General features: G+C 48.0%; 21 protein-coding genes. All 21 read right to left on the bottom strand.

Annotated features, from left to right (window positions below; genetic code table 11):
* Positions 1 to 77: 77 nt before the first annotated feature.
* Positions 78 to 1625, bottom strand: coding sequence for a terminase large subunit (locus GT575_RS05500; RefSeq protein WP_155176141.1), 1548 nt, complete (start codon positions 1623 to 1625; stop codon positions 78 to 80).
* Positions 1625 to 2104 carry a phage terminase small subunit P27 family gene (locus GT575_RS05495; RefSeq protein WP_117717907.1) on the bottom strand — a complete coding sequence of 160 codons (480 nt, stop codon included), beginning with the start codon at positions 2102 to 2104 and terminating at the stop codon, positions 1625 to 1627. Before GT575_RS05495 ends, GT575_RS05500 begins: the two co-directional genes overlap by 1 nt.
* A 71-nt stretch (positions 2105 to 2175) precedes the next feature.
* The gene (locus GT575_RS05490) at positions 2176 to 2532 is read right to left on the bottom strand and encodes a DUF7698 family protein (RefSeq protein WP_118733212.1); all 357 of its coding nucleotides are present in this window, start codon (positions 2530 to 2532) and stop codon (positions 2176 to 2178) included.
* 165 nt (positions 2533 to 2697) lie between these two features.
* Positions 2698 to 2964, bottom strand: coding sequence for a hypothetical protein (locus GT575_RS05485; protein WP_161171686.1), 267 nt, complete (start codon positions 2962 to 2964; stop codon positions 2698 to 2700).
* Positions 2965 to 3088: 124 nt separating this feature from the next.
* A complete protein-coding gene (locus tag GT575_RS05480) occupies positions 3089 to 3286 on the bottom strand; it encodes a hypothetical protein (RefSeq protein ID WP_155176143.1) in 198 nt (65 codons plus the stop codon).
* A complete protein-coding gene (locus tag GT575_RS05475; protein ID WP_155176144.1) occupies positions 3276 to 3746 on the bottom strand; it encodes a gamma-glutamylcyclotransferase family protein in 471 nt (156 codons plus the stop codon). The genes GT575_RS05480 and GT575_RS05475 overlap by 11 nt, the downstream gene beginning before the upstream one ends.
* A gap of 93 nt (positions 3747 to 3839) precedes the next feature.
* Positions 3840 to 4787 carry an amidoligase family protein gene (locus tag GT575_RS05470; protein ID WP_155176146.1) on the bottom strand — a complete coding sequence of 316 codons (948 nt, stop codon included), beginning with the start codon at positions 4785 to 4787 and terminating at the stop codon, positions 3840 to 3842.
* Positions 4788 to 4915: 128 nt separating this feature from the next.
* On the bottom strand, positions 4916 to 5137 hold the full coding sequence (locus GT575_RS05465) for a DUF4314 domain-containing protein (RefSeq protein WP_155176255.1): 222 nt from the start codon (positions 5135 to 5137) through the stop codon (positions 4916 to 4918).
* The gene (locus tag GT575_RS05460) at positions 5125 to 5907 is read right to left on the bottom strand and encodes a hypothetical protein (protein ID WP_243142442.1); all 783 of its coding nucleotides are present in this window, start codon (positions 5905 to 5907) and stop codon (positions 5125 to 5127) included. Before GT575_RS05460 ends, GT575_RS05465 begins: the two co-directional genes overlap by 13 nt.
* 96 nt (positions 5908 to 6003) lie before the next feature.
* Entirely contained in the window at positions 6004 to 7272 is a 1269-nt protein-coding gene (locus GT575_RS05455) for a DNA cytosine methyltransferase (RefSeq protein WP_155176150.1), read from the bottom strand.
* A complete protein-coding gene (locus tag GT575_RS05450; RefSeq protein ID WP_155176152.1) occupies positions 7250 to 8506 on the bottom strand; it encodes a site-specific DNA-methyltransferase in 1257 nt (418 codons plus the stop codon). The genes GT575_RS05455 and GT575_RS05450 overlap by 23 nt, the downstream gene beginning before the upstream one ends.
* Positions 8487 to 8942, bottom strand: coding sequence for a hypothetical protein (locus GT575_RS05445; RefSeq protein ID WP_004843272.1), 456 nt, complete (start codon positions 8940 to 8942; stop codon positions 8487 to 8489). The genes GT575_RS05450 and GT575_RS05445 overlap by 20 nt, the downstream gene beginning before the upstream one ends.
* A 263-nt stretch (positions 8943 to 9205) precedes the next feature.
* Positions 9206 to 9559: an HNH endonuclease gene (locus GT575_RS05440; protein ID WP_004843274.1), complete on the bottom strand. Its 354-nt coding sequence runs from the start codon at positions 9557 to 9559 to the stop codon at positions 9206 to 9208.
* 185 nt (positions 9560 to 9744) lie between these two features.
* Positions 9745 to 10215, bottom strand: coding sequence for a hypothetical protein (locus GT575_RS05435; protein WP_155176153.1), 471 nt, complete (start codon positions 10213 to 10215; stop codon positions 9745 to 9747).
* A 21-nt stretch (positions 10216 to 10236) separates the two neighbouring features.
* Positions 10237 to 10551 (bottom strand): hypothetical protein, encoded by a 315-nt coding sequence (locus GT575_RS05430; protein WP_155176155.1) that lies wholly within the window; start codon positions 10549 to 10551, stop codon positions 10237 to 10239.
* 78 nt (positions 10552 to 10629) lie between these two features.
* Complete coding sequence (locus GT575_RS05425; protein ID WP_155176157.1) at positions 10630 to 10986, bottom strand: type II toxin-antitoxin system PemK/MazF family toxin; 357 nt, start codon at positions 10984 to 10986, stop codon at positions 10630 to 10632.
* Positions 10987 to 10995: 9 nt separating this feature from the next.
* Positions 10996 to 11466, bottom strand: a complete 471-nt coding sequence (locus GT575_RS05420; RefSeq protein WP_155176257.1) for a hypothetical protein — start codon at positions 11464 to 11466, stop codon at positions 10996 to 10998.
* Entirely contained in the window at positions 11450 to 12823 is a 1374-nt protein-coding gene (locus GT575_RS05415; RefSeq protein WP_155176160.1) for an SNF2-related protein, read from the bottom strand. Before GT575_RS05415 ends, GT575_RS05420 begins: the two co-directional genes overlap by 17 nt.
* On the bottom strand, positions 12804 to 13085 hold the full coding sequence (locus GT575_RS05410; protein WP_155176162.1) for a VRR-NUC domain-containing protein: 282 nt from the start codon (positions 13083 to 13085) through the stop codon (positions 12804 to 12806). The genes GT575_RS05415 and GT575_RS05410 overlap by 20 nt, the downstream gene beginning before the upstream one ends.
* 217 nt (positions 13086 to 13302) lie before the next feature.
* Positions 13303 to 15660, bottom strand: coding sequence for a VapE domain-containing protein (locus tag GT575_RS05405; RefSeq protein ID WP_155176164.1), 2358 nt, complete (start codon positions 15658 to 15660; stop codon positions 13303 to 13305).
* The gene (locus GT575_RS05400; RefSeq protein ID WP_155176165.1) at positions 15644 to 15790 is read right to left on the bottom strand and encodes a hypothetical protein; all 147 of its coding nucleotides are present in this window, start codon (positions 15788 to 15790) and stop codon (positions 15644 to 15646) included. Before GT575_RS05400 ends, GT575_RS05405 begins: the two co-directional genes overlap by 17 nt.

The following is a 15790-nucleotide window of genomic DNA, read 5'->3' as shown; positions in this document are numbered from 1 at the left end:
CTCCCTGTGCTTTTCCTATATCTTAGCACAGAAACATGCAGCCGGATTATGATTTTACAGAATCATACACGGCTGCATCAGAATACAAGAATGCCCCTGTCATCATACACGCTTCCGTCACTGCCTTCATTCCTGATTGCACGGTCAAGTGCCATAACGGTTGCAACAGCCCCGTCAATCTTTTCCGTGGATTTTTCCTTATCCATTTTGATGTTTCCCGCCGGATCCTGACGGACAAACACATTATCCATCATCCAACGCAGCACCTTATGTCCGCCATGTGCGATTCGCTCCTCCAATGTCAGTTTCATCAATTCTTTTGTCGGTGGACTCATATCCTTATATCCCTGTCCGAACGGGACAACGGTAAATCCCATGCCTTCAAGGTTCTGCACCATCTGGACTGCTCCCCATCGGTCAAATGCGATCTCCTTGATATGGAACTTCGTGCCAAGTTCATCTATAAACTGCTCGATAAATCCATAATGAATGACATTTCCTTCCGTGGTCTTTAAGCACCCTTCGGCAGCCCAGACATCATAGGGGACATGATCCCTTCGGACACGCAGTCTCATGTTATCCTCCGGTATCCAGAAATACGGAAGGATCACATATTTCTCCGTATCATTCCTTGGCGGGAACACAAGCACGAATGCCGTGATATCCGTGGAACTGGAAAGGTCGAGTCCGCCATAGCATTCCCTTCCGAGAAGCTCCTCCTCTTTCACGGCAAAGGAACAGGCATCCCACTTATCCATCTGCATCCACCTGGTGCTCTGTTTCACCCACTGGTTCAGACGGAGCTGCCGGAATACGTTCTCCTCTGCTGCATTCTCTTTTGCACTGATATATGCATTCTGCACTTTTTCAATGTCAATCGTGTATCCGAGTGACGGATTTGCCTTATACCACACATCCTCACTCGACCAGTCATCCTCATCGGATGCCCCGTAGATCACAGGATAAAATGTCGGGTCTATCTTTCTTCCCTCTATGATGTCCAGAGCCTTCTGGTGCTGTTCAAAACACACGGAATTCCGGTCTGTCCCGGCTGTCGTGATCAGGAAGAACAACGGCTGTGTCCTGGCATCACCGGAACCCTTGGTCATGACATCGAACAGTTCCCTGTTCGGCTGTGCGTGCAGCTCATCAAAGATGACCGCATGGACGTTCAGTCCATGCTTTGTGTATGCCTCTGCCGACAGCACCTGGTAGAAGCTGTTGGTTGGTTTATATACGAGCCTTTTTACGGACATGACGGGCTTGATCCTTTTCTTCAGTGCCGGACACTGGTCCACCATATCCACCGCAACATCAAATACGATGGAAGCCTGCTGCCTGTCGGAAGCACAGCCGTAAACCTCTGCTCCCCATTCACCGTCACCGCATGTCATATACAGTGCAATGGCAGCCGCCAGCTCCGATTTTCCGTTTTTCTTTGGTATCTCACAGTAACAGGTATTGTACTGCCTGTATCCGTTTTCCTTTACCGTCCCATAAAGGGTACGGATGATCTCGTCCTGCCACGGGAGAAGTTCAAACGGAACTCCCCGCCACCTTCCTTTGGTGTGTTTCAGGCAGTTTATGAAATTGACCGCATGGTCTGCTTTTGCCTTGTCAAACATTATTTTGCACCACCTTTCACAAGCAGAAGCTCCATTTCATCGTTCTGCTTATCCTCACCGCTGTCAGTGGAGATACGGCTTCTTGCGGACGGGGTCAGTCCGAACTGCTCACAGAACTTATTCATGATCTTCAGATAGGTCTGTGCAATTGACACCTGCGGTACCTGCTGCCAGTATCCGCTCGGGGTCTTTACGATGGTCCCGTGCTGTGTAATGAACTCCTCTGCCTCTTTCCATCTCGCATATGCCTGACAGTATCCTGCGAATGCTGCCATATCGATCTCGGTAAGGATCCCCAGATGCTCCAGCTGTTTTGCCATCCGCTTCCATTCCTTCTTTGCCTCATCCTCAAGCCATGCCGGACAGCGCGGGGCCTTTTTCTCAGGCTTTGGTTCGCCCGTATTAAGGCTTCTCTTGCCCGGATTGCCCTCAAGCACCTTTACTGCCGTAGGCTTTGGTTTTCTTCCTCTCTGTGCCACTGTCCTCACCTCCCCGTAAATGGCATAATAAAAAGACCTCCGAAGAGGCCTTCCGATTTGTGTGTTTATTCTTAAAGTGTCATTCTGATTGCCGGAATTCTTGCTTTCTTTCCTGTTTTCCAATCCGAGTATGTTGCATTTACCTCGGTAAGCCCTGCCATCCTGATGCCTTCCTTTTCAAATGCTGCGAGGGTTTCGATCAGGCTTGAAAATGTACTGCTTATCGTAAATTCGCTGATGCCGTTTTCCTTTAAAGCCTTTACAATTTCCGGAATGTCGTAATCCCAGATGACTCCGTTGAAATCAATGTTATCGTTTCCTGTTTCCTGGCAGTCTCTGTATGCTGCAAACAATGTGCTGTTGATTCCGTAATCCTTAAGGCTTCCTCCCTCGTTCATGGCTTTTTCAAAAATCTCAATTTTCTTCATGGTCTTGTACCTCCGCTTTTTTCTTTGTTTTCCCTTTCGGTAGGTACATATTCGCTCTAAACGCTGATTATATCCAGTCAATTCAACACCATAATGTACACAAAGATAACTGCATTACACTGTGTAAATGTACACAGGCAGGGAACGTTTTCCCTGCCCTTTCTGCTATTTTACATTTGTGAGTGCCCACGCCATTGCATGTCCGGCATCCTCAAACCCTTCTTTTCTTCCGATCCTTGAAATCCTGCATTCGCATCTTCCAAGACCTGTCTCTTCCGGTGTTTCAACCAGTTCATAAACTTCTGCAATGCTGCCCTTAAAGCAGTGTTCCCAGACTGCAACCGTGTAGTCACCGTAGTCAAGGACTGCTGAATTCATGCATCCGTAAAGCTCCATTCCTAATTTTTCTGCTGTTGTGATCTTTGTTTCCATCGTATTTTCCTCCGTTTTCTCTGTTTTCCCTTTCGGTAGGTACATATTCGCTCTGAACCGTACATATATCCAGTCATTTAAGCATCATAATGTACACAAAAATCTGCGGAAGAAATTGTGGATTTTACCGCTGCGATCTGTGGATGGCTTCAAGGATCTGTTCCTGTTCCTCTGCCCCGACACCAATGCTCTCAAGCGCCTCACGTGTCCCACAGTCCGGGCAGATAAGCGTTCTGCCGTCTGCCCTTGAAAGAGATGGTGTCCTTCCGTAGGAAGCCCCGCAGCGGGGGCATATCCGTATGTGCAGTGTTTCATTCTTCATGTCCTGCCACCTCCACTGCTTTTATCTGTGCCTCGGAAAGATAATGTTCGTCAAACCCAAAGCTGATGTACCCCTGAAGGCATGTGCTGACATACGAAAGGGAAGGTACTCCGATCTTCCGTTCTTCATGCATGATGTACACAAAGCACTTCCTTCTGCGTATCTTCCCCGTGCGGATGCCCCTGATATCGAGTTCCATTTCTTTTTTGTAATAAAACACCGGATATCCTTCGTAGCGGTCAAGTGCCGCCTCATCCGACTCCGTGACTTCCCATACCGCCACGGGAACCTCGCTGCCTACCTTCGGCTCAATGGTAAGATAGGCTCCCGTACGGCTTCCTTTAAAGAGAAGCTCATAATCGTTTATGACTGCAGTTCCGATCACCCTTGCGTGAGGGCATCGTATCCGCATCTGTCTGATGTTCAGGTTGCTTCCATAAGCAATGTAATATCTTTTCATAATGTTTCCATCCTTTCTGAAGGGAACACCCTTCTACCACCTTAAGACCGCTCATAGCGGTCAGTGCTCCAAGGTGGCAGGAGGCTGTTCTCTTCAAGCAGCCCTTCCGCTTCTGAAAGCAGTATCTCCTGCAAGTCTCTTTGTAAGGATGTCCCTTGCGGTCTTGAATTCATCCCCAATGAATCCGAGCCTCAAAAGCCATGTCCTCATTGCGTATTTCGGATTTTCCGTCTGCTGCGGTTTCGGGCTTGCCGTCCTTACTTCCTTTGCCATCTGGCTTAGGGCAAGGCAGAGCTGGATGTAGCTCTTCAGCTGTCCCGCATGCAGTCCGTTCAGCTTTCCGTCAGCCGGGGCATCAAATTGGAAAAGCCTGAACTCGACCGTCCCTTTTGTAAAAGTAGCATGGTAGTTTAACATATGGTATCGGCTTTCATTATAATGGTTGTTTCTTCCGTATCCCGCTCCGTTTGCCGTGTACCAGATGTCTGCCAGGGCTGCCATCGTTTTCGGTTTCTTTTTGTTGAGTTCCTTGAGGAATCTTGGGTCTACCGTTTTGCAGTAGCGGCTCATCCGCCAGCTGTCGAGGTTTAAGGCATCCGCTAAAAGCTTCTCGTGTCCCGCCATGATATTTGCAAGGTTTCTTAAAGTCTGTGGCGTGTGTCCCTTTGCTCCGATGTGGATGTGGACTCCGCATCCCCTTGTTGCATCACTCTTGGCTCCCGCATGTCTGAGCTTTCTTATAAGTTCCTGAAGAAGTTCGATGTCTTCGTAGTGAAGGATCGGAGTGACCAGCTCGCATTTTTTATCATCCGGTCCCGCAATGCTGACGTCTTTCTGGAATTTCCATTCCCTTCCGCTTGCATCCCATGCGGACCATGTATAATATCCGTTTCTGGAAGCCGTGTTTTCAAATCTTCCTGTTCCGAAGAATGCTGCTGCAAGTTCTGCTGCCTTATCCCTTCGGATGTTGTTCATCTCAACCTCGACCCCGATGGTCTGTTTCTTCATTTCCTCGATCTGCTTTGTAATCCTTTCGTTCATGGCTTGTACCTCCGTTTGTTTTCTTCCCTTTCGGTAGGTACATATTCGCTCTAAAACACACATATATCCAGTTATATATGCGCCATAAACTGCACAAACATCAGCCGGAAAAACTGTGTATATTATGACTATATCTTACGCCATTCATCCACTCCGTAGATCATCGCAAGTGACCCGTGTCCGTCCCATACTGTGTGGAGCTGTCCTGCGTCATCCACATATTCTACGGTTCCCGTTGTTCCTGACGGAATCTTTCGGTAGGGGTCATCAAGGCGGATAAGCTCCACCCTGGTCCCCGCAGGATATTCTTTCCTCAGTCTCTCAAGTGTCTGTCTGCTTACTCCGAACATACCGTTGACCCCCTTTCCGCCCTGCGGTTGGCTTTCCACTTTTCCGCATCTTCCGGGGTTCGGAATGCCGTATGGCCTTTCAGCCCCTTAAGGAAGAAGGTCCTTGTTTCCTTTCCTTCGCTCCCGCCAAATCCGATGGATACCAGCCATGCCCTCATGTAATATTTTTCATTCTCTTCAATGGTCTGCTTCGGATTCACACGTTTCTGTTCCGATGCTTTCTTTACCATTGCCGATGCAAGTCTGCAGTATTCCATCATGTCATCGGTATGCGGAAATCCCGTGAACTCAATATTCCCGTCTGCAAAGGTAACACCGCTGCATCCGCCCTGTTCCGTAATGAACCCGGCTGCCGTCTCCGTATCTTCGAAGGTTCTTTCGGTCAGGGCATTTATAAGGCTGTCTGCTATGGAAATGCACTCCCTGCCGACTGCCCTGTTGATAAGGTACTGTTTGGAATGCATCATATTTATCAGGTTGATGATGCCCTGCGGTGTCATGCTGCCGATCGGTATTTTGATCTCCGCTTCCGGTTCTTCCGTCTGTGTTTCCTGTGTCTCTTCTGCCACGTCATTCTGGAAAAGCACCCTTCTCACCTCGTCTTCCATGCTGTCATCTTCAAGTATGACCTTTGCGTCCCTGTCCACCGTGATGCTTCCGATGCGGTATGCAAAGGATGGCGGTCCAAGGTATTCTGACCTCTGTCCGAAATGTCCGGATAAGGCTTTTACTAATTCTTTCCTGTTCTCAGCGTTTGTAATAATTTCCATTCTGCTGGTCTCCTTTCCTTTTGGTAGTACCATATATCACTCTGAATGCCCGTATAGTCAAGCAGATAATGGTACTTTCCAAAAGAAAATGTAATGTCAGCTCCTGGATTCCGGAAGCGACATCGCAACCGCATAAGCGACCGTTGCGGTGACTGCATTTCCGGCCTGTTTATAAAGCTGTGCATCGGAGTTGACGGCAGAAGCACGGTCAAAAAGCTCATCAGAAAATCCCTGTAAGCGGAAGCACTCCCTCGGAGTCAGCCGTCTGATGCGACCGCCCCTCATGAGCGTTCCCATCTGCCCGGAACAGTCCAGTGTCTGGGAGCATCCTTTTCCGACCCTTCCCCTTCTTGTCTCACTGTCCGGGTAGGCAAGGTTGATACCGTCCCCTTCCCGTGCCACTTCATATCCTGCCTTTGTAGCATTTTTCACTTTGACGGAATCCACCTTTTCACAGACATACACACCGTGCCTGTCCTGGGAGGTCAGGGTGAACATCGGCTCTCCGTCCTCTTTCATCCTTCTTCCGTTCTGCCGTTTCTCCATCCGTTCCGGTGTAAGTACCGGGTGGACTTCCAGCACGGCTGAGTTCATGGCTGTATGGTTGGTCATCCCGGCTGTGTACCTCGCTGTCAGGCATCTTGCCGTATCCGTAATTTTCGGATCATGGTTGCTCTGGTCGATGAAGTAAAGCCCCGTCTTGGCCCCGACACCGCCCGCATTTCCCACAAGGGTTGCGGAAATACCGTCCGTCCCATAAACACGGTAGCCTTGCATACCGCCTATAAGCTGGTTAAGAGCTGCTGCGTTTTCTCCTGTGAGAGGTAATATTTCTCGTCTACCTCTGCTTCTAAGATTTGCGATAATGAACACACGCTCACGGTTCTGTGGGACTCCGAAGTTTTTGGAGTTAAGCACCTGCCACCGACAGTCATACCCTGCTTCGTCCATTTCAGACAGAACTGAGGCAAAGTCGAATCCTGCATTAATCGATAACAGGTTCTTAACGTTCTCAACAAGTAGGTATGCGGGTTTAGCACTTTCCTCTTTGCCTTTGAGGAGGTCAATAATGTTGTAATATATTCCACTTCTTTTTCCGACCAGTCCCCGCTGTTTTCCGGCAACGGAGATGTCCTGACATGGGAATCCAAAGCACCAGATGTCTGCATAGGGGACATCTTCGGGTTTGAGTTTTGTGACATCATGAGCTTTCCACTCTCCTTCCGTATCATACATTGCCTCATATGAGGCTCTTGCAAATTTATCATATTCACAGTACCCGATGCATTTATGGCCGGCAGTTTCAAGACCGAGCCTGAAGCCGCCGATGCCGGAACATAAATCAAGGAAGGTCATCTGTTTCATTATACTGCCCTCCCTTGCATAATTGCTGATATGAAATTTTCATATCGTCACGGATGACAAATACATCCGCATCCGAACCGCACTGTTCAATATAGCGGTTTACAATCACATCCACGAATTTCTCATCCAGTTCGATTCCATAGCAGATACGGTGTGTCTGCTCACAGGCAATCAGCGTAGAGCCGGAACCAAGGAACGGATCAAGCACGATGCAGTTGCTCATGCAGGAGTTCTGGATCGGGTATGCCATAAGTGCCACAGGCTTCATGGTCGGATGGTCCTTGCTCGCCTTTGGTCGGTCATATTCCCAGATGGTGGTCTGCTTCCTGTCGGAATACCACTGGTGCTTCCCGCCCTTCTTCCATCCGAACAGACACGGTTCATGCTGCCACTGATACGGACTTCTTCCAAGAACCAGTGCGTTCTTCTTCCAGATGCAGCACCCGGAAAGGTAAAATCCGGCATCCTTGAATGCCTTTCTGAAATTCAACCCCTCCGTATCCGCATGGAATACATAAATGGAAGCATCCTGTTCCATTGACTGCTCCATATTTACAAATGCAGCAAACAGGAATTTATAGAAATCCTCATCCGGCATGTTGTCATTTTTGATCTTGCCGGCCGTCTCCTCTACATTTACATTGTATGGAGGATCAGTCAGGACAAGATTTGCTTTCCGTCCATCCATCAGCTTTTCGTAGGTTTCCGGCAGAATGGAATCACCGCAGATGACACGGTGCTTTCCAAGCAGCCATACATCTCCTGTCTTTGCCACGGTCGGCTTTGCAAGCTCCGCTTCCACATCGAAGTCATCTTCCGTGATCTTCTTATCATGCACGGAATTGAAAAGCTGTTCGATCTCCGGCGGTTCAAAGCCCGTGATGCCGACATCAAAATCCGAATCCTCAAGGTCTTTGATGAGGTCGGCCAGAAGTTCCTTGTTCCATTCGCCCGTAATTTTATTAAGGGCAACATTGAGTGCCTTTTCCTTGGTCTTGTCAATATCGACCACGATACACTCCACTTCCGTGTACCCGAGGTCTGCAAGGACCGTGGCTCTCTGGTGTCCTCCGATAATGGTCATGTCTGAGTTGATAATGATCGGCTCGACATAACCAAACTCTTTAATGGAGTTCTTGATTTTTTCATATTCCTTATCACCCGGTTTTAACTTCTTCCTCGGATTATAGGAAGCCGGGATAAGGTCTGCTATTTTATAACTCTGAAACTGCATCTTCCATATCCTCCTCTGCTAAAAACCTGTGCCGGAAATAACATTCACGGCCGCAGTATTTTCTGTTCTTGTTTCCATAGGAAATGAAAGGCTTCCCGCACTGCTCACATACAAGCGTGTAGGAAGCCTTCTCGCTTTTCTTTACTGCTTCCGGGTGTGCCTTCCACCATTCCCTTCTGCATTTTTCACAACAGAACCTTCTCGGTCTGCCAGTCTTCGGCTGCGTGATCGGATTACCGCAGAAGTGGCACACCTCTTTACCGTCCACCATGAGTTTCATATTTTTTGAAACCACCGTGGCGTATCCGGCAAGGTTATGTCTCTTGCAGTAATTCCTTACGATGTCACGGGACAGTCCGATTGCCATTCCGATGGCTTTATAGCCCATCCCCTTCATCCGCATCTCGTTGATCTGCTTTGCCTGTGCGTCCGTCATCCTTTCCACTCTCCTTCCGGCACACAAAAAAAGACCGGAAAAACAATGTTTTTACACTGTTTTCCAGCCTTAAATAATGCTTTTTTCCTGATTTTCCGGCAAAAGGAAATACCCCTTTTTGCCGTGTTTTAAGTACATTCTGCGAAAATTACCATACCCTTTTTATATCCCCCCTGTTTAATTCTGCGAAAATTCACGCAAAGGGGGCCATCGGTCTTCAGCGGTTCAGACTGTAGAGATTCAGATACCCCCACGGTCTGCCGTCAGAACCGATACTCAGGATTGTTATCTTCGTTCCATGTCTTTTTATCATGACAGGGCTTGCACAGGCTCTGCCAGTTCTTCTCGTCCCAGAACAGGACGGGATCACCACGGTGCGGTCTGATATGATCGACCACGGTTGCTGTCACTGCATGACCTTCCTTTAAGCACTGAACGCACAAAGGATGTGCCTTCAGGTATCTTGCCCTTGCCTTCTGCCACTGCCTGTTGTAACCACGCTTGCTGCTGCTCGCCCTGTCACCACGGTGCAGTGCTTCATGCTCCTCGCAGTACAGTCCGTCTGTCAGCTTCGGACATCCGGGGTGTCTGCACGGCTTCTTTGGTTTCATCGGCATCTGCCATTCCTCCCTTCTATGTACACGGGCGGTGTGAAAGGATTGGAAAGACACCGCCTTATGGCAACATAAAAAGGAGCGTTTCCGCTCCCTTTCTTTTTTGCCATCTTAATCATAGCAGATGTAAATTAAAAAGTCAGTACACCCTTAGTACACCTTTAGTGCACCCTTAGTACACCACCTTTTTATTTCTTTAACCGCAGCAGACTCTTACCAACAGAACTGATAGCTTTCCCGCCCATCTGCCTTACCTGTTTATTAGAAATTAGTCCTGCCGAAACTGCAAGCAGCAGCATACCGCCTGTAATATTTCTGTCAGTCTTTTCACGTTCTTCTTTCAGAAACTCATTATGCCCGTCTACTTCTTTTTCCTTAATACGGTCGAGTTCCTGGATACGGTCTTTCGCCCACTGAATTTTTCCTTCATCTTCTGAAGTTTTTATAATATCATAAAGTTCCTTACGTTCAGCTTCCTGACCTTTATCCACAGTTTCCTTAAAACTGACAGCCGAATCCGTAGTCTGTTTATGTACTGCTTTCAATGAATCATATCCATGATTCACGTTGTCCCGTAAAACATTCAGTTTATCCATGAATTTTTTATGGGCTTTATCGGATCTTGTCATATTTGTGCTGGCTGCTCTCTTCTCTGCCATTTATGTTCTCCTTCCCTATACCTACAGCCCCATATCGGAAAAAATACCATACCAGTATACCTGATTACGGGTAGCCGCTGTTGCTTCTCCGGATATATGTTCTCCCTTTTTCCTTCTCAGGTACAGTTCATATAGCTCTCCGCATTCTTCCTTCTTTAAAGGTCTGGGCATTTTTATGGAGCATTTGGGTTCATGCTCTTTCGATACAGTCACAAAAACAGTTCCATTCTCTGCAAAAGCATAAAACCATTTTCCTTTTCTGTTATTCATAGGTACAGTAACAATATCCCTCGGATTGCTGCTCAGGCTGTTAACAAGGTCATCATAATTTACCATTTTACCGCCTCCGTCTCTGTTTGGTTCATAACAGTATTTTACCATAACGCAAACAAAAAAGACAGCCGTCTGACTGCCTTAATTGTACTCCGCATATGCACCTATCTGTATCTGGAGTGCTACGGTGATCTGCTCCATAACCATTTCATCCAGCACTTCCCCGATTCTTTCTCCGAGTCTTGTTTTATCAAGGGTCTCCACCTGTTCCGCCAAAGCCATGCTCGGCTTGTTCAGACCGCTGCCTTTGGGTATCTGCACATGGGTCGGAAGATACTTCTTTTTCCATATCCTGGCTGACAGCGGAACGACCGTGACCACCGGGGAATGCTTATTTGCCTTATTATTGCTTACCACCAGTGCCGGACGGACACCGCCCTGCTTGCTTCCATCTTTTTCTCCAAAATCCACATAATAAATATCTCCACGCTTACACATAAAAACCTCCTATCCGAGGACAAATGCTTCCACCTGTCTGTCCCTCAGTTCATACTGTTTATCAAGTTCCTTCAATGCTGCTTTTCTGTATTTTGCTATCATCGTATGGCTCACATGGTATCTTTCCATCATGATGTCCCATGTCATGTCCTCATCCAGAAGATCCGCGATAATGCTTCTATGTCTTTCATCCAGTCCGTTCACTGCATGCTCGAAAAAATCCAGTTCTTCCTTCAGGAACATATATCTGTGGAAAAGGAAACCATACCACTCGTCATTCTCCCTTTCCATTGCAGCCTTATATTTGACTGCTATGTTTGCCGTTTTATCGGAAAGAGTGCTCGTCTGCACCCTTTCCCCTTCCTGATGGGAGTAAAGCATGGAATCGATCATGTCCTGTTCGCTCACTCCCTGAAACTGACGGAGCTGGAACTCAGTCACGGTCAGTTCCTTTTTCATATTCTTATATTCCTTCATCATTACTTCTGCCGTCATCCGTCATACCTCCAATCCTTGCCTTTACTGCTTCTATCATTGCATTCTGTGTAATGTCCTTTTTTTCGATTGCCCGGAGGATATCTTCATCGACCGTGCCTTCTGTCACCAGATGCTCTATGATGACCGTGTGTTTCTGCCCCTGTCTGTAAAGTCTGGCATTTAACTGCTGATACAGTTCAAGGGACCATGTAAGTGAAAACCATACGATGGTCGAACCGCCTTCCTGAAGATTCAGTCCGTGTCCTGCCGATGCCGGATGGATCAGCGCCACCGGGATCTTTCCTTCATTCCAGTCCTCGATATCCTTCTTTGTATTGATATCCCTTGCCTTAAACCGTTTTAATATCCGCTCCCTGTCATGCTTGAACCAGTATGCAACCAGAAGCGGTTTCCCATTTGCCGATTCGATCAGGTCTTCCAGTGCATCCAGTTTTCTGTCATGGATATTTCGGACATTGCCGGATTCATCATAGACCGCACCGTTTGCCATCTGCTGGAGCTTGTTGCTTAAGGCTGCTGCATTTACCGCATCGATGTCCTGTCCTTCCCCGTATTCAAGGATCATTTCATCTGCCATCCTGTCATAAAGTGCCTGTTCGGATTCCGACATGGATACGGTCACACGGTTGCTTACACATTCCGGCATATCAAGATAATCCACGGCTTTCATGGAAATGCTGATATCGGAGATCAGTTCATATATTTTTTCTTCTGCTCCTTCCCTCGGCTTATAGGAAAAGATGAGCTCACGATTCCGCTTATCCGGAAGGAAGAACCTGTCACGGTATCCTCCGATGTATCTTCCAAGCCTCTGCCCCATATCAAGGATCCCTATCTCTGCCCATAAGTCCATGAGGTTTCCCGGTGTTCCCGTAAGCCCGACCACACGTTTTGCCATCGGCCTTACTTTTTTCAGGTCTTTGAATCTCTGTGCCTTCGGGGACTTGAAGCTCGACAGCTCATCGATCACGACCATGTCAAAATCAAAAAATATGTTTTTTGTCATCCAGGAAACATTGTCCCTTCCGATGATCGTCACATCGGCTCCTGACTGAAGTGCTTCCTTTCTCTGCCCTGCAGTTCCCATTGCCACGGCAAATGTCATGCCATAAAGATGCTCCCACTTTTTTATCTCTGCCGGCCATGTGGTCTCTGCCACACGTTTCGGTGCGATCACCAGGATCCGTCTTACTTCAAAATAGTCAAACAGCAGAAGCCACAGTGCCGTAAGCGTAATGACCGTTTTGCCAAGTCCCATGTCAAGGATCAGGCAGCTCACGGGATGCCCGATTATAAAATCTGTTGCATACTGCTGATAATCATGTTCTTTGTATTTCATCAAGAATACCTCCGATCTGTTCGATATTATCAACTACATAAACGGGAAAGCCTAACCTCTCAAGCATCCTCTTTCTCTTCAGCTGAAGCGGTCTCGGCTTCTTCCCCGGTGCTTTCAGTTCCACAAATGCCATTTTCCCGTCCGGCATCAGGACGATGCGGTCAGGCACTCCATTCATACCGGGCGATACGAACTTTAACGCCATGCCTTTCCGCTTTTTAGCTTCTTCCCTCAAATGTCTCTCTACTGTACTTTCTAGCAAAACCAGATACCTCCTTTGCCGATTGCGGTTGCCATATGCCTTTAACTCCTATACGCGCATATATACATGAATTGCTCTTTTTATCTTTATTTTTAATTCTCAACTGGATTTAATGGGAAACTGGGAAACTAAGAACCGCAACCCCTTATTTCCCAAGGTGTCAGCACGGTTTCCGACTACCGTTGCCCATCTGCATCTGGGAAACCTCGGAAACCGCCTAACGGGTTTCCTCTGGTTTCTCATCCATCCGCACAAAAGTCTTCTGCACTCCGTAAAGGGGGACTTTGGTCTTGCCCGTGGTATTGGAATCATATTTCTTCCATCCCCCGATCTTGTTTAAGATGCCTTCGATTTCATAGGAATCTGCCTTCTTTAAGTTCTGGCGCTCCTTGCCGAAGCACTCCACCCAGATCTCCATGATGCACACACGCTCACGCATGACCGTTCCTTTGACACCTACCGTCTCGAACTCTCCTCCGCCAAGGAATGCCCTTCTCTGGTAAATATCCATTGATGCCCAGTTGTCCGGCAGCAGTCTGTCAAGATAGTCCTGCACGATGCCCTCACGGTCATCCGACTCCATTGCCTCCTGCTGCATCTTATATGCTTCCTCTGCCTCCTCACCTTTTAAGAACAGCTCCTCGCCTTCGTTATACAGATGGATTGCTTCTGCCCAGATCTGGTCGACACAGTCAAGCTCCCACGGATGATGTTTTCCTGTCCCCGGCACATGCACGGGCCAGAATCTTCTGTTACCCGTAACGTCACGTAAGAATCCGCCCTCGGAGTTAGTGCTTCCCACAATGATGCACTTTCTTGGATGGGACTCTACATTGACCCCGTATGCCTGACGGAACTTATCATCCTGACGGGTGACGAAAGACTTTACTACCTCGACTTCCGTCTTGCGGATACCGTTCATCTCACTGATCTCAAGTATCCAGTTTCCGAGCAGCTTCTCGGCAGCAGTCTTATCCCTCATGTCCGAAATGGATAAGGAATCCGAGAACCACTGCTTTCCAAGGATGGCAAAAAAGGTGGATTTTCCCATTCCCTGAGGACCGTTCAATACGAGGATGGAGTCGAACTTTACTCCCGGCTTATAGATACGTGCTACCGCAGCCACCAGTGTCTTGCGGATGACCGCCCTCGTATAAGTTGTATCTTCTGCACCAAAGTAGTCGATGAGCAGTGTGTCGATACGCTCCTGTCCGTCCCAGTGAAGCGTTGCAAAATAATCCTTGATCGGATGGTAGAGCCTGTCGGAAGACACTACTGCAAGCAGTGCATCCTTGAACTTTGTCGGTGACCAGATCCCGTACACCCTCTCGAAATACACCTTTGCATTGGCAAGGTCTGAGTCATTCCATCCTGGCTTTACCTGTTTCCACGGAAGCGGACCGATGACATCAATGGTATCCTTGAACTCGTTGTACACGATATGCTTGAAATTCTCATCGTTGCGGATGATCAGTGCGATGTTCTGCAGTGTATCCTTGATGTTTCCCCTGCGGTCAAGTGCCAGCTTGTTCTGCCAGTCCTCATCCGGCTCTGTGGAAAATTCCTGTACCGCCAGCTCCTGTCTTTCCCTGGCAAGCGTGTTCTTCACTTCTTCATCTGCAGAAGCAAAATCCTGCATGGCCTTGAAAGATGGGAGCTTTCCCGGCTCTGTCCCTTCGGCGGCTCTTGCATCCTTGTCACCAAATTTATGAAGTCTTACCACATCAAACGCATTCATCAGCTTTCCGCAGCATGGGTCTGTTGCATGGTGGCTGTATACGAACAGGTCATCGTAAACCACGACTCCGGCAGCCGAGTCCGCCGGAATATAATCGTATCTACCGGGGATTGCCCTTGAATGCCTGTACACATCCGGGATGAATTTGTCGATTGCCTGTGTCACCGTGTATGTGCGGTTGAAGGCCCCGATCAACCCGTCCTTTGAAAGTGGGTCAGCCTGTTTTTTGATATCCCTCTGTACAACGGATGCCTGACGGTTGCTGACCGGCCACGCTGATACATCATGCCAGTCCTTATAACGGGACAGTACTTCATCGGGATCAACTTCGTTCCCTTCGATTTCCTGAAACACATACTCACCGTCACTGGAAGTGCTCGGCCAATACATGAGTCTTGATGGTTCATAGGTGGAATCATCGAAAAGCTCGATGCCGATATCCGATGCAAGCATACGGCTGACTGCCCCGTACTCATCAGGTGTCACATCCCTTGTCAGGAATATGATGATACGCAGCCTTGGTTTCTCCGGTGTGTGCTTATGCGTGGAATACACCACCATCTTCATGTCAAAGAACATTTCCAGTTCATCAATAATGCCCTGTGTTCCGTAATCCATATCAAGCGTGATGGCGGATCTGGAAATCACGCAGTCCTTCTTCCTGCGTCCGCCCTTCAGTTTTCCAAGCACGAAACCTCCGACATCCTTGATATTGTCCTGCTGCCCTTTCGGCATCTTCCTGTACTGCTCCATTGTTTCCGCAGTATATTTTGTCTTGGAAAGACGGCTGACAAAATCTTCATATGTCATATCCATGCAGTTAAACTTTTTGTCCATTCTTGAGTTTCCGATCGATACGAACATTCTTCTTTACCTCCTTCTTTTTACGCTTTTCCTGTTTCATGACCCGTCCGATTGCAATACCTGCGGTCGGATCAGGATACCCTTCCCTGTTGCATCCTCCCAT

This window comes from Coprococcus sp. BIOML-A2 (assembly GCF_009875795.1).
Lineage (GTDB): Bacteria > Bacillota > Clostridia > Lachnospirales > Lachnospiraceae > Coprococcus > Coprococcus aceti.
Note: the sequence above shows the minus strand (reverse complement) of the source record. Positions and strands in the feature narration are given on the sequence as shown.